The organism is Streptomyces venezuelae (assembly GCF_008642375.1).
GTDB classification, from domain to species: Bacteria; Actinomycetota; Actinomycetes; order Streptomycetales; family Streptomycetaceae; genus Streptomyces; species Streptomyces venezuelae_G.
The window spans coordinates 5,690,381-5,712,396 of sequence record NZ_CP029194.1; the positions used below are offsets into that span (position 1 = coordinate 5,690,381).

Sequence of the window (22,016 nt, forward strand, 5' to 3'; positions counted from 1 at the left end):
GTCGTCCGGCCCGGCGGGCCGGGCTACCTCTTGACGCGAACGGTCTTGGTGGAGCGGGTCTCGAGTGTCATCTCGTCCGCTTCCGCGACCTTCGCCTTCAAACGCACAGTACCCGTCGCCGCGTCGACGACGTCGACCACCTTCGAAAGGAGTTTCGCCGTATCGGCGTTGCCGGAGGCCGCCGCGAGCTGGACGGCACGGCCCAGTTTGGCCGTCGCGCCGTCGCGATCGCCCGATTTGCGGGCATCGAGACCCTGCTGGATGACGTTCGCGAGCTCCGCCTGGCCCGTGTAGTGCGCGACCTGCGGATTGATCGACGTGGACATCGCCAGGTCGTCCGTCCACACGGCCCGTACCAGTCCCTGAGACAGCGGCCGGGGGTCGCCGCCCGCCGGGTCCGGGGCGATCAGGGAGACCCGGGCGGCGAGCATCTCCTGGCCGATCGCGGCCTGCGGGACGCGCACGCTCACGTGGTAGTCGCGGGACTCGTCGCCCCACGAGCCCGTCGGGTAGTCCCCGGCGCGCGGCCCGGCCTCGGTGCGCCGGCCGGTCAGGTCCTCGACCGTCGGCGCGACCTGCTTCACGTACCCGATCTCCACCCCGACCGGAGTCCACAGGCGCAGGACGACGTCCGCCACGCCCTTGCCCATCGCCTGCTCCATCATCACCGTGAAGTCGGCGGTGAGACCGGCCGGGTCGGCGACGATGTCGGCCGTGCCGAGGAGCGCCGAGGCGATCCCGGTGACCTCCTTGACCTCCCAATCGGTGCCGACCCCGCGCGCGTCACAGGTGAACCGGCCCGCGCAGGCGTCGAGCGCGGAGCGCAGCTCCTCGGGCGACTCGTGCTCGTTGCGGCCGTCGGTGAGGAGGATGCCGTGCCGGATGGTGACGTCGGTGGAGGAGAGCAGCCGGTCCGCGAGGCGCAGCCAGGTGCCGATCGCCGTACCGCCGCCCGCCGACAGGCTCCGCAGCGCCTGCTTGGCCTCGGCCCGGGTCCGGTCGTCCGCCACGGCCAGCCGGCCGTTGCCCGGGTAGATCTCCTTCGCCACGTGCGTGCCGGCGACGACGGCGAAGGAGGTGCCGTCGCGCAGGGTGTCGACGGCGGCGGCGGTCGCCTCGCGGGCGCCGCGCATCTTGGTGGCGGGGTAGTCCATCGAGCCGGAACAGTCGACCATGATCACCACGCCGGCCGCGCTGCCGTCCGCGTAACCGGCGACGCCGCCCGCGCCGCTGGTGCCACCCCCGGTCGAGGTGACCGTCACGATGGCGTTGACCTCGCGGCCGCCCTCCGGCAGGAACTCGTTCTGGTACACGTCCACGGAGAACTGCGGCACGGTCGGCTTGGAGAAGTTCGCCATCTGTTTCGGCTCCTCGGGTGGCGACGGGGAAAGGTGAAGGGGCAGGGGGACCGGCGGCCGCTCAGGCGGATCCTGCCCCTTGCGGCGAGACGGTGAACGGCAGCAGCGCGACCGTGATGTTGTCGTGGCCTCCGCCGTCGAGCGCGTGCCCGACGAGGACCTGCGCGCCGTGCAGCGGGCGGCCCGCCGCGTCCGGCGGGACGACCCTCGCCATGTCCTCGGGGCCCTCCGCGTAGTTCCAGAGCCCGTCCGTGCAGACCACGACCACCCCGGAGCGGTCCGGTTTGAACGCGGCGGTGTGCGGGTCCAGTTCGTACGCGTCGGCGCCCAGCCAGCCGGTGATCGCGTGGGCGCGCTCGTCCGCGTACGCCTCGGCCTCGCTCATCAGGCCCGCCGCGACCATCTGGGCGGCCCACGAGTCGTCCTCGGTGAGCCGGGCGGACGGGGTGCTGCGGTCGTCCGGCACCCAGTAGACGCGGCTGTCGCCGACCCAGCCGACGACGAGCAGGCCGTCGGCGACGACCGAGCCGACGATGGTGCAGGCCGGCGAGTTCCGGTGCGGGTCGTGCTCGGCGCCGTCCTGGCCGGGCTCCTCCGCGAGGGAGTTGACGGCCTCGGAGGCGGCGACGATCGCCTCGTGCATCGCCTGCTGCGGGTGGATGCCGCGGGGCAGCGCGGCGAGCAGTGAGGCGCCGGCCGCCTGCGCGGCGGCGGCGGAGGCCTCGTCGGGACGGGTCGCCGAGGAGACACCGTCGCAGACGATCGCGAGGGCGGCGGGGGAGCCGTCGGGGAGGGTGGTCGCCGAGACGGCGAACGAGTCCTCGTTGCGGTGGTGGCGCAGTCCCCGGTCGCTGACCGCGGCGACGGTGCCGAGCTCCTGCTCCATGTGGTCCCGCTCGCGCGGCTGGGCGTGCCCGCAGTTCTCGCAGTAGCCGTCGGTGTCCACCCGCCCGGCCCGGCAGGCCACGCAGAGCGAGGCCGCACCGGAAGCGGGGGCGCCGGAAACAGGAGCGGGGGGCTGAGAGGGCGCGGGGGGCTGAGCCGGCGCGGGGGGATGGGCGGGCGCCGACGGTGGGGCCGGGGCCGGGGCCGGGGCAGGGGCCTGGGACGCCGGCGGGGCCTGGGGCGGATCCACCTGTACCGCGGTACGGGGGTCGGGGGCGGCGAGCTCGAAGTCCCCGCCGGACGGGGACGCGCCCGGGCCCGGAGGCGCCGGCACCGGGCCGTCCGTGCGGACCGCCATCGTGGGCAGGTCGTTGCCGCCGGAGTCGGTGCCCGGCAGGTCGCCGGGGTGCTGGGTCATCGTCGAGAGCGAACCGGCCTCCCGGGGCGGGGCGGCCGGCCAGACCACGGGGGTGCCGATCGCCACCGTCGGGCGGTCCGGCTCCGCGGCGGCCGACAGGTCGTGGCCGCACGCCCCGCAGAACCGGTCGCCCGAGTCCAGCGGCTCCGCGCAGCCCGGGCAGGCGGCGAGTCCGTGCGAGGGCTTCGGCTCCGGATTCGGCTTCGGCATCGGCTTCTGGGACATCCTCACACCCACGTCCGGGGGCGGAAGCGGTTGGCCCGCTCCACCAGTTCGATCCTCTCCTCGCCCCGCTGGGCGAGCCGGGCCAGCACCCGGTACGAGCGTTCGAGGCCGAAGCGCAGTCCGCGCTCGTCCAGTTCACTTCCGAGCAGCAGCGCGCCGCCGCCCGGTGCCGCACCGGGACTACCGGAGAGTACCCAGTCGAGGGCCGTCCCGAGGACCTCCGTGGCCAACTGCTCCCGGCGGACCGCGTCGAGACCGAAGCCCTGGAGCGCGGAGACCTGCGCCGCGGCGGCCGTCAGCTCGCCGCCGAGCGGCTCGTGCGCCGGGCGCCGCCGCAGCCGCGCCCGCACGGCCGCGACCCGGGCGGCCGTGTAGTGGATCGAGGCCTCCGGCACGGACTCCAGGGTCCGTACGGCGCCGGCGCGGTCGCCCGCCGCGAGCTGCACCCGGGCGAGCCCGAAGGCCGCGCTGACGAAGCTCGGATCGGTGGCCCACACGAGCCGGTAGTACTCGGCGGCGTTGTCCAGCTGGCCGAGGACCTCGGCGCAGATCCCGAGGGCCAGCTTCGGCGCCGGCTCCCCGGGGAAGGCGTCGTAGACCGCGTCGAAGGCCAGCGCCGCGTGCTCGTGGTCGCCGGTCACCAGCGAGGTCACGCCCCGGTACCAGACGACCCGCCAGTCGTCCGGGTCCCGCTCCTCCAGCGCACCGAGGGTCCGTACGGCGGTGGGCGCGTCGCCCAGCTCCAGGTGGGCCCGGAGGGTGCGCAGCCGCAGTTCGGTGGAGGGCGCGGGCGCGGCCTGGAGCGCGCCGAGCAGCTCGCCGGCGGCGGCGGCCGCCAGACCGGCGAGGAACCCGGCGTTCGGGTCGCTCGTGTCGACGCGCGGCACGGGCAGCGCGAGCGCGGTGGCGGGCGCGTCGAGCGCCCCGAGCAGCCACCCGAGCCCGGGCCCGGCCGCGGCCGGAGCCGATCCGGGAGCCGAGCCCGGAGCCGATCCGGGAGCCGAGCCCTTCCGGTTCCTGGCCCCGAGCAGCGACACGTCCTCCGTCAGCTCGGCGAACAGCGTGGTGTCCGTCACCCGGATCTCCGTGCCGAACAGCGTCGACAGCGCCGGACGCGGACGCCCCGACTGGAGCGCCACCACCTCCCGCAGGACGCCCGTCAGCTGCTCCGCCATCTCCTGCGCGGAGGAGAACCGCCGCGCCGGGTCCGGATCCGTGGCCCGGATCAGGAAGCGGTAGAACGACTCGTACGTCCGGAAGACCGCGATGTGCTCCGGGTCCGGCAGGGAGTCCACGAACACGTTCGTGTAGCCCTGGAAGTCGAAGGTCATCACGGCCAGCGTCCGCGCCACCGTGTACAGGTCGCTGGCCACCGACGGGCCGACCTCGGCCACCTCCGGCGCCTGGTAGCCGACCGTGCCGTAGATGGCCGACTCGTCGTCGTCCATCCTCCGGACCGCGCCCATGTCGATGAGCTTCAGCTGGTCCTCGGTCTGGATGGCGTTGTCGACCTTGAAGTCGCAGTACAGCAGGTTCCGGCTGTGCAGATGGCCGAGCGCCTCCAGGGCCTCGATGCCGTAGGCGCAGGCCTGCTCCACCGGCAGCGGGTCCCGACGGCCGTCCGCGCTCCGACGGTCGTTGGCGATCTCCTTGAGCGACTTGCCGCCGACGTACTCCATGACGATGTAGCCGTCCAGGGAGCCGGTGCGCTGGTCGAGGTGCTCGACGAAGTTGTAGATCCGGACGATGTTGGAGTGCTCGATCTCGGCGAGGAAGCGGCGCTCCGAGATGGCGGCGGCCATCGCGTCCTGGTCGCCGGTGTCCAGCAGGCCCTTGAGCACCACCCACCGGTCGGAGACCGCCCGGTCGACGGCGAGATAGACCCAGCCCAGACCGCCGTGGGCGAGGCAGCCCGCGACCTCGTACTGGCCGTGGACGATGTCCCCGCCGCGCAGCTTCGGCACGAAGGAGTACGGGTGTCCGCACTTGGTGCAGAAGCCCTCCGTACGGCCCGGCCGGTCACCGCGCGAACGGCCCACCGGCGCCCCGCAGTCGGAGCGGGAGCAGAAACGCTTCCGCTCGGGGACCTCCGGGTTCTCCATCACCGCGCCCCGCGGGTCCGGACGCGGCACCTCCGGGATCGTCACCAGACCCGCGCCCAGCCGGTTCCGGGCGGACTGCCCGGTCGACGTGCCCGAGCTGCGCACCGACACCGAGCGGCCACCGGAGGTCCCGGAGAGCGAGCGCGAGAGACGGCCCGAGACCGAACGGCGGGAGGTCGACGAGCGCGAGGAGGCGCGCGAGGACGCCCGCGAACTGCTCCGCGAGGAGCTCGAGTCCGGCCCTCCGACACCGCCCGCACCCTTGCCGGGCACGGCGATGCCGGTCGGCGTCGAACCGATGAGACCTCCGGGCGCGACGACCGGGGCGAGCCCGCAGGTGTCGCAGTACAGCTCGCCGCCTCCCATGTCCTCGTACGAACCCTCGCACGAAGGACGCTGACAGCTCCCCACGCCCGTCTCCCCGCTCACCACTGTCGTCCTCCGGCATCTCTCGGGCCGGACAGTACGTCCGCCGCGGCCTGCTGGTAGCGCAGCACGGCCTGCTCCGCGACCCGCAGGTCGCAGGGCGCGCTCCACAGCATCCGGCGTGCCGTGTCGTACCGCTCGATGAGCAGCGGGTCCTCCGCCGCCCCCAGCCGTGCCACCTTCGCCTTGTACGCGTCGAGCCTGCCACGCAGCTCGGCCCGGACCGCGAGCGGTGCCGTGACCGCGGTCAGCGACTCGCGGGCCCGCATCAACTCGTCCTCCGCCTCCCGCTCCAGGGAGTCCAGGAGCGGGGAGAGCCGGTGCCACTGCTGGTGTCTGCGGTACTCGGCGGCCGCCACGAGCCGCTCCTGGAGCGCCGTCGGCGGCCCGCTGACGGCCGGCACCTCGGAGGCGGCGATCTTCGCGAGGACCTCGCCGCGCGCGGACCGCGCCTCGGTGAGCGTCCGGTCCGCCCGGGACAGCACGTCCCGCAGCCGCAGCAACCGGTCCTCGGAGTCCTGCCGGACCGCGAGGACCGCCTCGATCTCGCGCCGGATGTCCTCGAGCGCCAGGGCCGCCCGGTCGTACCGCTCGGTGTCCGGCCGTCCTCCGCCCGGCGCCGAACTGCCCACGGCGGGCCGCCAGAAGGCGAGCGGATCGGTCACGACCTGCGCGCGCAGCAAGGTCAGCTCGGCGGTGATGTCCTCCAGCTCGTCGCCGGCCGGGTGCTCCCCGGGCCGCACGCCCACCGAGTGGGCGAGCGAGCGCGTCCGGCCCAGCTCCGCCGCGAGCAGGTCTATCCGGGCGGGCAGCGCCGACCAGACGGCGTCGGAGGTGACGACCACGTCGAGCGAGGAGGCGTACAGCTCGTTCATCCGGCGGACGAGCCCTTCGAGCGTGAACCGCTCGGAGAGCAGGCCCTGTTCCCCCGCCCCGCCCGCGACGAGGACGCTCTCGCCGCGCAGCCGGTCGGTCAGCTCCACGAGCTCGTCCCGCCCGGGCCAGCGGCGCCGCGCCCGCACCTCATGGGCATCCCGCAGGGCGCCCGCGTACACGTCGAAGCAGGTCCAGAGCAGGGTGATGGTCCGCTCGGCGGACGCCCAGCGGTCCCGGGTCGTGCCGGTCAGCTCGGCGCCTTCGAGCAGCCTGCGGCCCGCGTGGTCCTGGAGGGCGAGGAGAGAGTCCTCGATCGCCTTGTGCTCGGCGCCGAGCCGTGCCAGCGCACGGTCCACCTCGTCCCGGTCCATCACCGGCCCAGGAGGTCCCGTGACGCCCATCGATCACCTCTTCCGCCGCGGGTACAGGGGCTGCTTGCCGGGGCTGCCGGCCGGGTCACTTGTAGAGGGGCTCGGGCGGCCCGGTTATCCCGGGCAGGTCCGCCTTCAGCCAGCGCTCGTAGGCCTTCTGCCAGGGGCCGTTCCGGTAGTCGACGAGGACCTTGTTGACCCGGCGGACCAGGTCGTCGTTCCCGAGCTTGGCGGCCACCCCGTAGTACTCCGTGGTGAACGGCCGGCCCTTGAGCTCGACCGCCGGGTCCTGGGCGGCCTGACCGGCCGCGAGCGCGTTGTCCGTGACGACCGCGTCGACCTCGCCGAGCTGGAGCCGGGCCAGACAGTCCAGCTGGTTCGGGACGGTCAGCAGGTCCTTGTCGTCCTTGGTGCCGTCGGCGTCGTCCTTGAAGACCGCGCCGAAGGAGTTCTTCTCCAGCTCCTCGTAGGCCGTGGACCCCTCGGCGGTGCAGATCCGCTTGCCGCGCAGCGAGGAGTCGTAGCCGGTGATGTCCTTGGCGAGCTTGGGCGCCAGGACCTGCTGCCCGGCCCGGAAGTAGGCGGTGGAGAAGGCGACCTGCTGGATCCGCTTGCAGTTGATCGTCATCGTGCGCACGACGAGGTCGACCTTGCCGCTGTCCAGCGCGGCGATCCGCTGGTTCGTCGGGATCGCCCGGAAGATCACCGCGTTCTCGTCGCCGAGGACGTCCCGCGCGATGGCCCGGGCCAGATCGATGTCGAACCCCTCCAGAGTGCGGCTCTCCGGGTTCCGGTAGCCCCAGCGGTAGCTGGACTGGTCGACGCCGACGACGAGCTTCCCGCGCGCCTTGATCGCCTGGATCGAGGGGCCGTCCGCCGAGTCGGGCCGGAGCGAGGCCTCCGGGTTCTCGCAGGTGTCCGCCGCGGCCCGGTCGACGACCTGCACCCCGGTGCCCACACCGTGGCCGGGACCGGTCGTCCGGGGCGTCGCGGCCGCGCCGCTTCCGTCGTGCGCCAGCGGCAGCAGCGTCAGCGAGGCGGTGAGCCCACAGGCCACGGCCATGGCGGAAACCCCGCCCCAGCCACGCAGCCGCTGTGCGGCCCGCCGCACCAGCGGGTCCGTGCCGTTCGGCATGCCGCCCCCTCTCGCCCTCACCGGTACTCCGACAGTCTGCGGTTGATGCCGAGCACGGCGCCCGCCGCGCCCAGGATCCCGAGCGCCGCCGCGCCCAGCGGCAGGGCCGCCAGCGCGTCCCTGGCGTCGGCGGCGGAGCGGGTGAACTCGGCCTGCTCGTGGGCGAGGGCCCGCTCCAGGGCCGCGTCGACCTGGTCGAAGGACTGGCCCGTCGTCTCCTTGGCGCCGACGATCCGGCTGAGCGCGCCCTCGAAGTTGCCGGCCTCGTCCTCGGCGCGGGCCGCCTTGTGGCGCTTCTGCCACTCGCCCGTACGCGAGGCCGCCTCGTCCACGGGGCTGCGCCCGGCGTCGTCGTCGGCGAGCTCCCGCGCCGAGGCGAGCGCGGTCGTCAGGACGGTCATGCTCGCCGTGTAGTCCGCCTCGTACTTGTCGCTCTTGCCGTCCTCCGTGAGGACGGAGCCCCGGGAGACCACGGCGAGGTTCTCGTTGGCGCGGGCCGTGAGCGAGCTGATCCGGGCCTGGTTGAGAAGCTGGAGGGACTCCTGCCCGTGCGCCCGGGCGTTGTTCAGCTCGGCCCGCGCGACGGTGTGCGCGGCGAGGAGCCAGACCAGCACGACCAGCGAGGCGGCGGTCGCGGCGAGGAGGCCCTGGTTGAACACCCGGTGGGTGCGGACGTAGTTGCGGCGCTGCGCCCAGGCCAGCACGGCGAGGGCGAGCAGCCCGAGCCCGAGCGACAGGAAGGGCCAGGTGCGGGCGGAGTCGTCGTCCTCGTGGAGCCGCCGGGTCTCCGCCGCGTACAGCCGCTCGGCGGCCGGCAGCAGCTCACCGGTCATCTGCTGGTTCGCGTACCGCAGATAGGCGCCGCCGAGCGGCAGGCCCTGCCGGTTGGCGGCCCGGGCGCGCTCGATCAGGCCCGTGTAGCGCGGCAGCTGTTCGTTGAGCGTGGTGATCTCGCGGGCCGACTCGCTCGAACCCTCGGTGTTCGCCGCGGCCTTCACGAGGAGGCGGGCCGCGGTGGCGATGTCCGCCGCGTACCGCTCGCGGGAGTCCGCGGGCTCCAGGGTGCCCGCGAGGAAGCCGCTGGCGGCGGTCGTGTCCGCGTCGGCGAGGGAGCGGTAGACGGCGGCGGCGTCGGCGCTCAGCGGCTGGCTGCGGCTGACCACGTCGTCGGCGGCGGAGCCGCGGTCGGTGACCTCGAGGGCGGTGACGGCACCGAACGCGACGACGAGCAGAGCCAGTACGGCCCCGAGGATCTGGAGCCGGCCGGGCTCGGTCGTCGCGGCCTCGCGGAGCCGCTCGCGCCCGACGGACCAGGCTCCGCGTCCCGCGGGCGGACCGCCGGCGGGCGCGGCCGAGGGCTGCGCCGGCACCGTGCCCGGGCGCGCCGGTGCGGGCGCCGTGCCCTGCGCCGTCGCCTGCGCGGCGGGCGCGTTCGGCGGGTATGTCACTTGACCTCCCCCTGGGTCGCTGACGTCGGTCCGTCCGGCCAGCAGTATGGCCTCAGGGGCCTGCCCGCACACCGGGAATGACGCGATCTTGTTCTTATCGTGCCTCATGCCCCCGGCACATCCGCGGGCGAACCCCCTCACGTTGAATACGTCCCCCGGCGTGGATCGGTTCCGTTCCGACTGTCGCTCGAACAGGTGAACATGCGTGCGGGGCGCCTCTCCCCACCGAAGAAGCGCCCCGCAACCACGCCGAACCAGGCCCTCGCTCAGGCCTCGTACCGGCCCCGCTCGGGCCTACCGGCCCCCGGCTCAGGCCTCGTAGTGCTCCCGCAGCCGGGCCGCAGCCACCGGGCCGGCCGCCACCTCGTCCAGGGCGAGGAGCCCCGCCCCGAGGACCGGCGGCGCGGTGACGAAGCCGATCGTCGCCTTGGGCGCCCGGGCACCGAGGGCCTCGACCAGCCGGTCCTCCAACTGCGGGTGGCGCGCGGCGAGCACGCTGCCGCCCAGCATCACCGGAGCCTCCTCGTCGAGCAGCCCGAGCCGCCCGAGCGCCACCGCGGACATCGCGGCGACCTCCTCGGCGAGCCGGTGCACGAGCGCCAGCGCGACCGGGTCGCCCGCCGCGCTCACCCGGAACAGCACCGGCGTCAGCTCGTGCCGCCGCGCGAACGCGATCCGGCCCAGATGCACCGCCTCGATCAGCGCGTACATCGACTCCAGACCGAAGTGCGCGGGCAGCGCGCTGGCGAGCTCGGTCGGCTCACCGCGCCCGTCCTCGCCCCGCGCCGCGTACCAGAGCGCCTCCTCGGCCATACCGGCGCCGCCGCCCCAGTCCCCGGAGATCTTCCCGAGCGCGGGGAACCGCGCGGTCCTGCCGTCCGGAGTCATCCCGACGCAGTTGATCCCGGCGCCGCACACCACCGCCACGCCCCGCGGCTCGTCGAGCCCGGCCCGCAGGATGGCGAAGGTGTCGTTGTGCACCCGCACGGACCGGCTCCAGTCACGCGCCACCAGCGCGGCCCGCAGCCCCTCCTCCTCGACGGGCAGATCGGCGTTGGCGAGACAGGCCGTGACGTGCGCGAAGGAGGGCGGGAGCCCGGCGCCGCCGGCCGCCTCCCACGCCCTGCCGACGATCTCCGTGAGCGCGTCGACCGCCGTCTCCACCCCCACCAGCGGAGGCTGGAATCCGCCGCCGCGCGCCGCGCCGAGGACGGTGCCGTCCTCGGCGACGACGGCGACGTCGGTCTTGCTGTTGCCGGCGTCGACGGCCAGCAGACTTCCGGTCAGGCCCACGCGAGGTGCTCCCGGTTGTGCGCGATCAGCCGGTCCGTGAGGCCGTCGGCGTAGGCGTACTGACCGACCAGCGGGTGCGCGAGCAGCGCCTTGAACACCCGGTCGCGGCCACCGCGCAGCGCCGCCTCCAGGGCCAGGTCCTCGTAGGCCGTGACGTTCGCGATCAACCCGGCGTACAGCGGGTCCACCGGCGCGACCGGCAGCGGCACCGCGCCGTCCGCCCCCACCGCCGCCTGCGTCTCGATGACGGCGTCGTCCGGCAGGAACGGCAGCGTGCCGTTGTTGTACGTGTTCACCACCTGGTACGGCGAACCCCCGCCGCCCAGGAGGGAGGCGGCCAGGTCCACCGCCGCCTCCGAGTAGAAGGCGCCGCCGCGCTTGCCGAGCAGCGCCGGCTTCTCGTCGAGCGCCGGGTCCCCGTACATCTCCAGGAGTTCCTTCTCCATCGCGGCGACCTCGGCGGCCCGCGAGGGCTTGGTGCCGAGCTCCCGCACGACTTCGTCGTGCGCGTAGAAGTACCGCAGGTAGTACGAGGGGACGACGCCGAGGCGGTCCATGACCGGCCGCTCCAGGCGCAGGTCCTCGGCGATGGTGTCGCCGTGCTCGGCGAGCAGCCGCGGCAGCACGTTCTCGCCGTCAGGACCGCCCAGCCGCACACCCGTCTCCCACGTCAGGTGGTTGAGCCCGACGTGGTCGAGGTGGACCGCGGACGGGGCGACGTCGAGGAGCTTCGCGAACTTCCGCTGGAAGCCGATCGCCACGTTGCACAGGCCGACGGCCTTGTGCCCGGCCTGGAGCAGCGCGCGCGTGACGATGCCGACGGGGTTGGTGAAGTCGATGATCCAGGCGTCCGGGTTGGTGCGCCGGACCCGCTCGGCGATGTCCAGGACCACCGGGACGGTCCGCAGCGCCTTGGCGAGGCCGCCGGCGCCGGTGGTCTCCTGGCCGACGCAGCCGCACTCCAGCGGCCAGGTCTCGTCCTGGTTCCGGGCGGCCTGGCCGCCGACGCGGAGCTGGAGCAGGACGGCGTCCGCGCCCTCGACCCCGGCGTCCAGGTCGGAGGTGGTGACGATCCTCCCCTCGTGGCCCTGCTTGGCGAAGATGCGGCGGGCGAGCCCGCCGACGAGTTCGAGCCGCTCGGCGGCCGGGTCGACGAGGACGAGTTCGGTGATGGGCAGGGTGTCGCGCAGCCGCGCGAATCCGTCGATCAGTTCGGGGGTGTAGGTGGAACCGCCCCCCACGACAGCGAGCTTCATGGTGTGATTCAGCCCTTCACTCCGGTCAGTGTGACTCCCTCGACGAACGCCTTCTGGGCGAAGAAGAAGACGAGGATCACAGGGGCCATGACCAGGACGGTCGCGGCCATGGTCAGATTCCAGTCGGTGTGGTGCGCGCCCTTGAAGGACTCCAGGCCGTAGCTCAGCGTCCAGGCGCCCGGGTTCTCGGAGGCGTAGATCTGCGGCCCGAAGTAGTCGTTCCAGCTGTAGAAGAACTGGAAGAGGGCCACGGCGGCGATGCCGGGCTTCGCCATCGGGAGCACGATCCTGATCAGCGTGCGGAACTCTCCGCACCCGTCGATCCTGGCGGCCTCGACGTACTCGTCCGGGATGGTCAGCAGGAACTGGCGCAGCAGGAAGATGGCGAACGCGTCACCGAAGGCCATCGGGATGATCAGCGGCCACAGTGTGCCGGAGAGGTCCATCTGCTTGGCCCAGAACAGGTACATGGGGATGATCACGACCTGAGGCGGCAGCATCATCATCGAGATGACGAGCAGCAGCGACAGGTGCCGGCCGCGGAAGCGGAACTTGGCGAGCGCGTACGCCACGGGTATCGAGGACACCACGACGAGCACGGTGCCGAGCCCCGCGTAGAGCAGGGAGTTCTTCCACCAGGTGAGGAAGCCCGGTGTGTCGAGGACCTTGAGGTAGTTGTCCCAGTGCCAGGAGTTCGGCGTCAGGTCCCTGGTGAGCGCCTGGTCGTCGCTCATCAGGGAGGTGAGGAACACGAAGACGAACGGGAGCACGAAGAACAGGGCGGCGGCGATGCCGAGCGAGTGCACGGCGATCCAGTGCAGCAGCGCCCTGCGGCGGGCCCGCCGCAGGGCGGGACTCGCCGTCCCGGGACGGCCGGGACGGCCGGGGAGGCCGGAGGGGTCGGTGCGGTCGGGGAGGGTCGCGGTCGTCATGGTTCAGTCACCCGAGCCGATCAGGCCGCCGCGCCGTCGCATGAGGAGCGCGGTGAAGGCCATGGAGAAGGCGAAGAGCACGAGCGCCACCACACAGGCCGCGCCGTAGTTGAACTGGCTGAAGCCGAGGCTGTAGACCAGCTGCGGGAGGGTCAGCGTGGAGTCGTCCGGATATCCCGGCTGGAAGCTCTGGCCGGAGCCGCCCATCACGCCCGAGGCGACCTTCGCGGCCACGATCGGCTGCGTGTAGTACTGCATCGCGCCGATGATCCCGGTGACGACCGCGAAGAGGACGATCGGGGAGATGTTCGGCAGGGTGATGTAGCGGAAGCGCTGCCACGGTGACGCGCCGTCCAGCTCGGCGGCCTCGTACTGCTCCTTCGGTACGTCGAGCAGCGCGGCCATGAAGATGACCATGAGGTCCCCGACGCCCCACACGGCGAGGACGGTCAGGGCCGGCTTGGCCCAGTCCGCGTCGTTGAACCAGGAGGGGGCGGGGATGCCGACCGCCTCCAGGAGCGAGTTGACCGGTCCGGTGCCGGGGTTGAGCAGGAAGACGAAGGCGAGCGTCGCCGCCACAGGCGGGGCCAGGTAGGGCAGGTAGAAGAGGGTGCGGAAGACTCCGGCGCCCGTCTTGATCCTGGTGATCAGGAGGCCGACGCCGAGGCCGAAGACGACCCGGCAGGAGACCATCACGACCGCCAGCCAGAGGGTGTTCTGCATCGCCGGCCAGAACTTCGGCAGGTCGGCGAAGACGTACGTCCAGTTCTCCAGGCCCCGCCAGGTCGGCGGGTTGAGACCGTCGTACCGCATGAACGAGAAGTACAGCGTGGAGACGATCGGATAGCCGAAGGAGAAGCCGAATCCGATCAGCCAGGGGGACATGAAGGCCAGGGTGCGCAGGGCGTTGCGCCGGCGCTTGCGCCGCAGCGTGTTGTGTCCTCCGGGGGAGGAGGCGGCCGGGGCGGCCGCCTCCTTCCTCGCGGGCAGGGTGTCCGTGCTCATGGGTGGGTTCCGGCCGTCACTTCGTCGCGGCGATGTCGCGGTCGATCTGCGCGGCGGTGTCCGCGAGGGCCTTCTTCAGGTCGGGGACCTGGCCCTTCTCGTACTTGTGGGCGAGGGCGGAGAGGGTCTCCTGGTAGCTGGCACCGTTCACGGCGCCGTCCATGGTGGTGGACCCGGGGTGCTGGGCGATGTCCAGGAAGGTCTTGAAGCGGGCGTCGAACTTGAGGTTCGGGGACTTCAGGGCCTCCAGCGTGGAGGGGACGTTGCCGATGTCGTTGGCGAAGTTCACCACGGCCTCGGTATCCGTGGTCATGTACTTGATCAGTTCCCAGGCCGCGTTCTGCTTCTGGCTCTGCGGCGCGATGCCCATGATCGTGCCGGAGAGGTAGCCCTTGCCGTACTCGGCGAGCTCGTCGTCGGCGACGGGCATCGGCGCGACGCCGACGTCGAAGGTCACCTTGGCGTCCTTGACGAAGTTCAGCCGCCACTCGCCGTCCAGCTGCATGGCGACCTGCCCGGTGTGGAAGGGGTGCTTGGCGCCCCACTCGGCACCGAAGGTGGTGCGGTACTTGTCCAGCTTCTGGAACCCGCCCAGCGCGTCCACCAGGGACTTCTGGTACGTCATCATCTCGGCGAACGCCGGGTCCTTCGCGACCGTCGACTTCCCCTCGGCGTCGAAGTACCCGTTGTGCTTCCACTGCGACATGTAGTGCTCGACGACGGTCTCGTAGCCGAGGTAGTTCGGCATGAAGCCGAGCTGCTCGTAGGAGTCGCCCTTGGCCTTGGTGAGCTGCTTGGCGACCTGGGTGAACTGGGACCAGGTCTTCGGCGGGGCCTCGGGGTCGAGACCGGCCGCCTTGAACGCGTCCTTGTTGTAGTAGAGGCCGTACGCGTCGGAGAGCAGCGGCATCGCGCAGCGCTTGCCCTCGAACTGGGTGTAGTTCTGGAGGACCTCCGGGAAGAGCTTGTCGAGGTCCAGCTTGTCCTTCTCGATGAAGGGCTTGAGGTCCGCGAGCGCGCCCGAGGAGCAGAACTTGCCGACGTTGGAGGTGGTGAAGGAGGAGACGACATCGGGGCCCTTCGAGCCGCCCGCGCGCAGCGCCTGGCCCAGCTTGTCGTCGTTGATGTCGCCGACGACCTTCACCTTGATGTTCGGGTGGGCCGCCTCGAAGCGGGCGACGTTGGCCTGGATCGCCTTGACCTCGGCGGGCGCCGACCAGCCGTGCCAGAAGGTGATCGTGGTCTTCGCGTTCGGGTCGTCGCTCGCCTTGTTCTCGGTGGATCCGGTACAGGCGGAGGCGAAGAGGGCGATCGAGGCGGTGGCGAGCGCGGCGGCTGCTCTGCGCGGACGTACGGGCATGACGGTGTCTCCCTGTGGCGAGGGGCTTACGACGGAAGGGGCGGGGCGTGGGGCGGGCGGTGGGTCAGCGCGAGGTGTCGAAGACCTCGTCGCGCGTGGTCGCGAGGGCGCTTTCGAGGGCGCCGCGCAGCACCGGGCGCCGGGGTACGGCGGCGAGGACGAGCCGCGGACGGGAGGCCGCGAGCTCGGCGAGCTCGGACTGGACGCGGGCGCGCAGCGGTTCGCCGCCGGCGACGAGGACGTCACCGGAGAGCACGATCAGCTCGGGGTCGAGGACGGCGACGATCGAGGCGAGGCCGGTGGCGACGCGCTCGGCGTACCGGTCGAGCAGCTCCGCGTACAGCGGGTCGTCCTCATGGGTCTCGGCGGCCCGGGACAGCAGGCCGCTCGCGACCGGTACGTACGGCTGCTCGGGGGTGTCGATCCCGATGGCGCGGGCGATCCTGGGCACGGCCTGGACGCCCGCGAGCTCCTGGTAGCCGCCGGAATTGGCCTTGGTGACCTGCCGGACCAGCGGGGTGCCGGGGACGGGCAGGAAGCCGACCTCGCCGGCGCCGCCGGTGAAGCCGCGGTGCAGCCGGCCGCCGAGGACGAGGGCGGCTCCCATGCCCTCCTCGTTCCACAGCAGGGCGAAGTCGGCGTGACCACGGGCGGCGCCCACGCGCTGCTCGGCGATGGCGACGAGGTTGACGTCGTTCTCGTACTCGAAGGGCATGGGCAGAGCGGCGGCCAGCTCCTCCAGGAGGGTGGGGGAGTGCCAGCCGGGCAGGTGGGAGGCGTACCGCAGCCGTCCGGTCGCCGGGTCGAAGGCGCCGGGCGTGCCGATGACCAGGCGCCGGACCTCGTCGAGGGCGATCCCGGCCGCCTTGACGGCCCCGTCGAGGGCGTCGGTGACCTGGCGGACGACGCCGGAGGCGCTGCGGCCGGGGGTGCGGAGCTCGTACTCGCCGACGATCTCGCCGGTGACGTCGGCGACGGCGGCGTGGATGCGGTCGCCGTTGACGTCGAGCCCGGCGGCGTACGCGGCGCGCGCGTTCACCGCGTACAGCTGGGCGTTGGGTCCTGGCCGGCCTTCGGTGGTGCCGGTGGCGACGACGAGGCCGGCGGCCTCGAGCCGGGCGAGCAGCTGGGAGGCGGTCGGCTTGGACAGGCCGGTGAGCTTGCCGATCCGGGTCCGGGAGAGCGGTCCGTGTTCGAGGAGCAGGTCCAGGGCGGCGCGGTCGTTCATGGCGCGCAGCACACGCGGTGTGCCGGGCGTGCCCGGGGTCGTACCGGTCATGACGGTCGCACCTGCCTTCGCACACTGTTAGGAAAGTTTCCTATTCGGTGGGAGGAAAATAAGGCGACCGTCACCGGGACGTCAATACCCGGGAACGCGAGACGCCCCCGAAGGCAACCGAAGCGTTACCCGCGGGGGCGTCCTGCCCTGCTTCTTCTACTTGGTGAGGTCCGTCCTCGGCAGCGGGGTCGCCGCCGCCGACTGCGGCGAGGTCGCCGAGGCGAAGGCCGACGGGGCCGCCATGCCCGCCGTCGGATCGGCCGCGGCCTCCTCGGCCTGGGCCGGGACCCCGCCCACGATCCGGATGCCGGCCTCGTCCAGGCCCTGCTTGATGCGCCAGCGCAGTTCACGCTCCACACCCAGCGCCTTGCCCGGCATCGTCTTCGCCGAGACCCGGACGGTCATCGAGTCGAGCAGCACCTCGCTCAGACCGAGGACCTCGACCGGACCCCACAGGCGCTCGTTCCACGGCTCGTCCTTGGCCATGGAGTCCGCCGCCTCGGTGATCACGGACTTCACCCGCTCCAGGTCCTCCGTCGGCCGGACGGTCACGTCCACGCCCGCCGTCGCCCAGCCCTGGCTGAGGTTTCCTATCCGCTTGATCTCGCCGTTGCGCACGTACCAGATCTCGCCGTCCACGCCGCGGAGCTTGGTCACCCGCAGGCCCACCTCGACGACCTCGCCGGAGGCCACGCCCGCGTCGACGGAGTCACCGACCCCGTACTGGTCCTCCAGGATCATGAAGACGCCGGAGAGGAAGTCCGTCACGAGGTTCCGCGCGCCGAAGCCGATCGCCACACCGGCCACACCGGCCGAGGCGAGCAGCGGCGCCAGGTCGATCTTGAAGGCGCCGAGGATCATCAGCCCCGCCGTGCCCAGGATCAGGAACGACGCGACCGAGCGCAGCACCGAGCCGATCGCCTCCGAGCGCTGCCGGCGCCGCTCCGTGTTGACGAGCAGGCCGCCGAGGGCCGTCCCCTCCACCGCCGTCGCCGAACGGTTCATCCGCTCGATCAGCTTCGTCAGGGCACGGCGGACGGCCATCCGCAGCAGGAGCGCGACGATCAGGATGAGCAGGATGCGGAGCCCGGTGTTCAGCCAGGTGGACCAGTTCTCCTCCACCCAGCTCGCCGCGTTCGTGGCCTTCTCCGCCGCCTCGTCCAGGGTCACCGGAATGGGCTCGGGTTCGGTGGCAGCCGCTAGGGCGGACCAGGACACGGGGCAACCTCCAGGTGTCGCGTACGCAGACCATCCACACTAACGGGGCATCGGCCGTGGTCCTGTTGCCCTGTTCGAGGGAGAGACGGACCTCACCTGGGCAAGTAAGGAGCAGGTAAGAGGAGGAGATGCCGATGTGGTCGAGAACACTCCGGGCCCGTCACCCCGATCCCGGTACGTGGTGGCGCTCCGACCAGGCCTGAGGAGAGACTGAGAGCAGTTCGTCCCGGCGCGAGCCACGCGCCGCCGGCGCCATTGGAGGCATCCGTGCCGCATGTCCTGGTCCTCAACGCGTCGTACGAGCCCCTCGGCGTCGTACCGCTCCGCCGCGCACTCGTCCTCGTGCTGGAGAACAAGGCTCTCTGCCTCGAGGAGTCCGGCGCCTTCCTGCACAGCGAGACCCAAGTCCTCCCCGCGCCGAGCGTGGTGCGACTGAAGCGCTTCGTGCGGGTCCCCTACCGGGGGCCCGTTCCCTTGACCCGTAGAGCCCTCTTCGCCCGCGACGGCGGGCGCTGCATGTACTGCGGGGGCGTCGCCACCAGCGTCGACCACGTCATCCCGCGCAGCCGGGGCGGCACGCACGCCTGGGAGAACGTGGTGGCGGCCTGCCGCCGCTGCAACCACGTCAAGGCCGACCGGCACCTGCGCGAGATCGGCTGGAGACTGCGCCACCAACCGGCCCCGCCCACCGGCCTGGCCTGGCGGATCATCGGGACCGGACACCGGGACCCCCGCTGGCTGCCCTACCTCCAGCCGTACGGTGCCGAGGACGTGATGGCCCGGATCGACTCCGTCGCGGACGCCCCTGTGGGGGCGCTGACGACGGGTTGAGCCGGGCCTTTCGCGTACCCGGGCCTTCGCGTGCCCGGCCTTCGCGTGCCCGGCCTTCGCGTACGGAGGCCTTTCGCGTACGGGGACGGGGGCACCCCTCAGGGGGTGTCCCGCTCCTCCGGAGCGCCCTCGGGCTGCTCGGGCGTCTCCGTCCCGGGCTTCGTCGGCGTCTCCGTCGGTTCCGTCGGTTCCGCCGGCTTCTTCGGCGGGTCCTGCGGGGCCACCGCGTACGTCTCCACCGACCAGAGCGAGTAGCCGTAGGGCGTCGCGCGGGTCTCGCCCTGCACCCGCAGGAAGCGCGTGTCCGCCGCGTCCATCCGGACCGACTCCCGGCCGCCCCGCCCGTCGGAGACGGTCGCCGCCGTGCGCCAGACGCGGCCGTCGGCCGAGACCTGGACGCGGTAGCGGGAGGCGTAGGCGTCCTGCCAGTGCAGTACCACCTGGCCTATCCGCGCGGGCTCGGCCAGCTCCATCTGCCACCAGGCGCCGTCCTCCGCCGGGGAGGACCAGCGGGTCTTCGCGTCGCCGTCCAGCGCCGAGGAGGCGGGGAAGTCAGGGGTCTCGTCGCCCGACGAGGACGCCGAAGCGGCCTGCGCCAGGTCCGGGCCCGCCGTGCGCGGGAAGGCCCGCACGGTCAGGACCCGCTCCTCGCCCGCGAAGGACACCGGCACCCGGTACGAGCCGGACGGCACGGCCGCGCCCACCGACACCTCCAGGGGGACGGTCGTCCGCGCGCCCCGCTCCACCGCGGCCTGCTTCGGGAGCCGGACCACGATCCCCTTCGGAGCCTTCGCCGTGATCGGCCCGCGCACCTCGCCCGCGCGCAGCCCCGTCAGCTCCACGTCCACCCGCTGCGCGGGGCCGCCGATCTCCGCGTCCGTCTCCGTGCGGGCCAGTTCGAGCCCGGCCCGCGGCCCGTCCGCGAACCACGGCACCAGCGAGCGCACGTCGGGCGCCGGTCCTCCGCCGCTCCAGACGACCCGCAGAGCGTCCGCGCGCAGGCCCTTCAGATCGGCCTGCGTCCAGCCGGAGGCGGACAGCGCGCCGAGCGCCCGCCAGCCCTCCCCGGGGACGTACGCCTCCACGCGCGCGTCCGTGCCGGGCGCGCCGCCCGTGCCCGTACCCGAACCCGTGTCCGTACGGGCGGTCATCACCGTCAGGGTCTCCACGGGCCGCGCCCGGTCGAGCCGCACGGTGTACGAGTCGGGGGCGCGGTCGGTCCGGCCGGCCGGGGTGCGGTCGGCACCCGTCCAGGCCGTCGACTCCGTCACCGCGCGCGTGAGGAACGGGTCGAGGACTCCCGCGCCGACCGTCACCCGGCTCGCCTCGATGGCCTCCCGCAGTGGTTCGAGGCGCAGCTGCGCCTGCCAGGCCGCCGCGCCGTCGCCGCGCGCCTGGGCGAGCAGCATGTCGACCGCGGTCTCGCCCGCCAGGCCGTACCGGGAGAGCTGGTCGAGCCAGGGTCCCGTCTCGTCGTCCAGCGTGCCGCCGGCGGTGGCGGCGAGCCGCTCGGGGGCCTGGCGCATCACGGTGAAGGCGGCCTTCAGTTCGCGTGCCGCCTTCTCCTCCGCCGCCGTGCCGGCGGCGCCGCCGGGGCTCGTGCGCGAGTCCCAGAAGGCGGCCATGAGCGGCTTCAGGTAGGCCGATTCGCCCTTCGGGTCCAGGATGGAGGAGGCGTCGTTCGCGGCGAGCGCCAGCAGGGCCTCACGGGCGGCCGGGTCCGGGCCCGCGAGGTCGTCGACGGCGGCGTGCCAGGACTCCTGCGGCCGGTAGCCCTTGGGGTTCCAGGCGTAGTCGGCGGCGGTGAAGAGCGGGACGCGTGAGGCGGCGGGCTGCTCCATGGCGTGGGCGAGGAAGGCGGCGGAACCGGCCGCCACGGCCGGGTCCCGGCCCGTGGACGGGCCGAGGAACAGCCGGTCCTGCGCGTAGTCGTTGACCGGGTAGTTGTCCATGGTGACCAGCGGATGGCCCAGCGCCTCACGGGCCCCGGCCAGTTCGCCGCCGGTGATCGTGCGCGGGACGACGCCGACGCCCGTCCACGCGACCCGTACGTCCGTGTCCAGCGCCCCGGCGAGCTCCGCGCGGTACTCGCTCGTACCGTCCTGGTAGTACTCCGTCGGCAGCACCGTCAGGGGTTCGCCGTCCGGGTGCCGCTCGGCGAGGTGACGGGCGACGGCGTTGGCCACGCGCGCGTGGGCGGCGGCCGCGCCCTTCGCGTCGCGCCCGAAGGCGTCCGCGTCCTTCGAGCAGTGCCACTCGCCGTAGCCGGCGTCGGGGAACTGGAGCTGGAAGGAGCGCACCCCGAGCGCCCACATCGCGTCGATCTTCCGGGTCAGGGCGGCCACGTCGGCGTCGGAGGCCAGGCACATGGACTGGGCGGGCGCCACGGCCCAGCCGAGCGTCACATGGTTGGCCCGGGCCCGCTCGGCGAGCGCGCGGAACTCCTCCTGCTGCGCGGCCGGATAGGCCTCGCGCCACTGCGCCTGGCGGTACGGGTCGCCGCCGGGCGCGTACAGATAGCGGTTCTGCTTGGTGCGGCCCAGGAAGTCGACCTGGGCGAGGCGCTGCTCAAGGCTCCAGGGGCGGCCGTAGAAGCCCTCGGTGATGCCGCGCTCGGCCGTGCCCGGCCAGTCGCGCACGGCGACCCCGGGGACCTCCCCGCCGGTGCCGACGAGCTGACGCAGCGTCTGGACGGCGTGGAAGACGCCGTCCTCGCCGACGCCGTCCAGGACGACCGTGTCCCGCCCCTGGAAGCGGCCCGTCGCGAGCTGGTAGCCGCCGCGCGGCAGATCGAGCCGCTCGGGCAGGCGCAGGGCCTTCAGCGCCTCCTCGGTGGCCTCGCCGGATTTCCCCGAGACCCGGAACACCGGCCCGCGGCCGGGCAGTCCGGTGTGGACGGCACGCACCCCGGCGGCCGTCAGCACCTCCCGCAGGGCGGCGAGGGCGTACGGATCGGCGTCGGCGTCCGCGAGCAGCGTGACCTCGTCCCCGAGGCGTACGGCGGGTCCGCGGCCGGTCAGCGACTGGGGCCGGGGCCAGACGGCGGGCGCCGCCCCGGCAGCCGGGGCGGCGTCATCTGTCGCGGTCGCGGTCGCGGTCGCGGTCGGGGACGTGGGCGCGCGCGTGGCCGCCGAACTCCCGGCCGTGGAAGACCCGGCCTTGGAGGAGCCGGCCGTCGTGGCGGGGGCGGTCGTGGAGGAGGCGGTCGGGGACGAGGCGGGCGCGCCGGCCGGAGGCGGTACGGGGGCAGCCTGCACCGCGCCCGGAGCGGCGCCGCCGAGGAGTCCGCCGATGACGGCGGCGGCGACCGCCGTCGCCGTGCGCTTCCTGCGCCCGAGGTGCACGGGAACTCCCTTCGGCCCGGTGGGCGGCCCGGTGGGCAGCCGGGTCGGCCGCGCCGCCGGCCGCTCTGCCGTTCGGTAACGAGTGGGTCACGAGCCCACCACCCGTCGCACTGGGGTGTCAATGCGTGTGGCCGATGTGTCGGCTTTGCCCGGCGAGCCGTCACGGAGATGACGTCACTTCGCCACTTTCCGCCGGTAAAACGAGGTGCGGTGGGTAGGGCTCAGCTGTTACCCCCGAGCCCATCTGTCGAGAC

Annotated in this window: 15 protein-coding genes; 1 reads left to right on the forward strand and 14 read right to left on the reverse strand. The window is 73.1% G+C overall.

Annotated elements, in window-relative coordinates:
• Nucleotides 1-23 precede the first annotated feature (23 nt).
• The 13 genes from DEJ46_RS26155 to DEJ46_RS26215 form a co-directional block, all read right to left on the reverse strand.
• Nucleotides 24-1,358 carry a vWA domain-containing protein gene (locus DEJ46_RS26155; protein WP_150270174.1) on the reverse strand — a complete coding sequence of 445 codons (1,335 nt, stop codon included), beginning with the start codon at nucleotides 1,356-1,358 and terminating at the stop codon, nucleotides 24-26.
• 61 nt (nucleotides 1,359-1,419) lie between these two features.
• Nucleotides 1,420-2,886 carry a PP2C family serine/threonine-protein phosphatase gene (locus tag DEJ46_RS26160; RefSeq protein ID WP_411757784.1) on the reverse strand — a complete coding sequence of 489 codons (1,467 nt, stop codon included), beginning with the start codon at nucleotides 2,884-2,886 and terminating at the stop codon, nucleotides 1,420-1,422.
• A 2-nt stretch (nucleotides 2,887-2,888) separates the two neighbouring features.
• The gene (locus DEJ46_RS26165; RefSeq protein WP_150274779.1) at nucleotides 2,889-5,354 is read right to left on the reverse strand and encodes a tetratricopeptide repeat protein; all 2,466 of its coding nucleotides are present in this window, start codon (nucleotides 5,352-5,354) and stop codon (nucleotides 2,889-2,891) included.
• A 59-nt stretch (nucleotides 5,355-5,413) separates the two neighbouring features.
• Nucleotides 5,414-6,691 (reverse strand): hypothetical protein, encoded by a 1,278-nt coding sequence (locus DEJ46_RS26170; RefSeq protein ID WP_190622888.1) that lies wholly within the window; start codon nucleotides 6,689-6,691, stop codon nucleotides 5,414-5,416.
• Nucleotides 6,692-6,746: 55 nt separating this feature from the next.
• Nucleotides 6,747-7,796, reverse strand: coding sequence for a transporter substrate-binding domain-containing protein (locus DEJ46_RS26175; protein WP_150270178.1), 1,050 nt, complete (start codon nucleotides 7,794-7,796; stop codon nucleotides 6,747-6,749).
• Nucleotides 7,797-7,813: 17 nt separating this feature from the next.
• Nucleotides 7,814-9,244, reverse strand: a complete 1,431-nt coding sequence (locus tag DEJ46_RS26180; protein ID WP_150270180.1) for a hypothetical protein — start codon at nucleotides 9,242-9,244, stop codon at nucleotides 7,814-7,816.
• 309 nt (nucleotides 9,245-9,553) lie between these two features.
• Complete coding sequence (locus tag DEJ46_RS26185; RefSeq protein WP_150270182.1) at nucleotides 9,554-10,537, reverse strand: N-acetylglucosamine kinase; 984 nt, start codon at nucleotides 10,535-10,537, stop codon at nucleotides 9,554-9,556.
• On the reverse strand, nucleotides 10,528-11,793 hold the full coding sequence (locus tag DEJ46_RS26190) for a 6-phospho-beta-glucosidase (RefSeq protein ID WP_150270184.1): 1,266 nt from the start codon (nucleotides 11,791-11,793) through the stop codon (nucleotides 10,528-10,530). The genes DEJ46_RS26185 and DEJ46_RS26190 overlap by 10 nt, the downstream gene beginning before the upstream one ends.
• An 8-nt stretch (nucleotides 11,794-11,801) precedes the next feature.
• Nucleotides 11,802-12,725 carry a carbohydrate ABC transporter permease gene (locus tag DEJ46_RS26195; protein WP_223835094.1) on the reverse strand — a complete coding sequence of 308 codons (924 nt, stop codon included), beginning with the start codon at nucleotides 12,723-12,725 and terminating at the stop codon, nucleotides 11,802-11,804.
• 3 nt (nucleotides 12,726-12,728) lie between these two features.
• On the reverse strand, nucleotides 12,729-13,610 hold the full coding sequence (locus DEJ46_RS26200) for a carbohydrate ABC transporter permease (RefSeq protein ID WP_223835499.1): 882 nt from the start codon (nucleotides 13,608-13,610) through the stop codon (nucleotides 12,729-12,731).
• Between the two features lie 136 nt (nucleotides 13,611-13,746).
• Nucleotides 13,747-15,090, reverse strand: coding sequence for an ABC transporter substrate-binding protein (locus tag DEJ46_RS26205; RefSeq protein ID WP_150270188.1), 1,344 nt, complete (start codon nucleotides 15,088-15,090; stop codon nucleotides 13,747-13,749).
• Between the two features lie 64 nt (nucleotides 15,091-15,154).
• A complete protein-coding gene (locus tag DEJ46_RS26210; RefSeq protein ID WP_150270191.1) occupies nucleotides 15,155-16,369 on the reverse strand; it encodes an ROK family transcriptional regulator in 1,215 nt (404 codons plus the stop codon).
• A 156-nt stretch (nucleotides 16,370-16,525) separates the two neighbouring features.
• Nucleotides 16,526-17,587, reverse strand: coding sequence for a mechanosensitive ion channel family protein (locus DEJ46_RS26215; protein WP_150270193.1), 1,062 nt, complete (start codon nucleotides 17,585-17,587; stop codon nucleotides 16,526-16,528).
• Nucleotides 17,588-17,854: 267 nt separating this feature from the next.
• Between DEJ46_RS26215 and DEJ46_RS26220 the strand changes: the two genes are divergently transcribed.
• Nucleotides 17,855-18,418: an HNH endonuclease gene (locus tag DEJ46_RS26220; protein ID WP_150270194.1), complete on the forward strand. Its 564-nt coding sequence runs from the start codon at nucleotides 17,855-17,857 to the stop codon at nucleotides 18,416-18,418.
• A gap of 98 nt (nucleotides 18,419-18,516) precedes the next feature.
• On the opposite strand, the gene DEJ46_RS26225 is transcribed toward DEJ46_RS26220, so the two are convergent.
• Nucleotides 18,517-21,762, reverse strand: coding sequence for a beta-N-acetylglucosaminidase domain-containing protein (locus DEJ46_RS26225; RefSeq protein WP_223835096.1), 3,246 nt, complete (start codon nucleotides 21,760-21,762; stop codon nucleotides 18,517-18,519).
• Nucleotides 21,763-22,016 lie beyond the last annotated feature (254 nt).

Excerpts from the sequence above, each read along its gene's own strand:
- DEJ46_RS26210 (WP_150270191.1), bottom strand. The coding sequence starts at position 16,369 with ATGACCGGTACGACCCCGGGCACGCCCGGCACACCGCGTGTGCTGCGC.
- DEJ46_RS26190 (WP_150270184.1), bottom strand. The coding sequence starts at position 11,793 with ATGAAGCTCGCTGTCGTGGGGGGCGGTTCCACCTACACCCCCGAACTG.
- DEJ46_RS26160 (WP_411757784.1), bottom strand. The coding sequence starts at position 2,886 with ATGTCCCAGAAGCCGATGCCGAAGCCGAATCCGGAGCCGAAGCCCTCG.
- DEJ46_RS26200 (WP_223835499.1), bottom strand. The coding sequence starts at position 13,610 with ATGTCCCCCTGGCTGATCGGATTCGGCTTCTCCTTCGGCTATCCGATC.
- DEJ46_RS26175 (WP_150270178.1), bottom strand. The coding sequence starts at position 7,796 with ATGCCGAACGGCACGGACCCGCTGGTGCGGCGGGCCGCACAGCGGCTG.
- DEJ46_RS26195 (WP_223835094.1), bottom strand. The coding sequence starts at position 12,725 with ATGACGACCGCGACCCTCCCCGACCGCACCGACCCCTCCGGCCTCCCC.
- DEJ46_RS26205 (WP_150270188.1), bottom strand. The coding sequence starts at position 15,090 with ATGCCCGTACGTCCGCGCAGAGCAGCCGCCGCGCTCGCCACCGCCTCG.
- DEJ46_RS26165 (WP_150274779.1), bottom strand. The coding sequence starts at position 5,354 with ATGGGAGGCGGCGAGCTGTACTGCGACACCTGCGGGCTCGCCCCGGTC.
- DEJ46_RS26170 (WP_190622888.1), bottom strand. The coding sequence starts at position 6,691 with ATGGGCGTCACGGGACCTCCTGGGCCGGTGATGGACCGGGACGAGGTG.
- DEJ46_RS26155 (WP_150270174.1), bottom strand. The coding sequence starts at position 1,358 with ATGGCGAACTTCTCCAAGCCGACCGTGCCGCAGTTCTCCGTGGACGTG.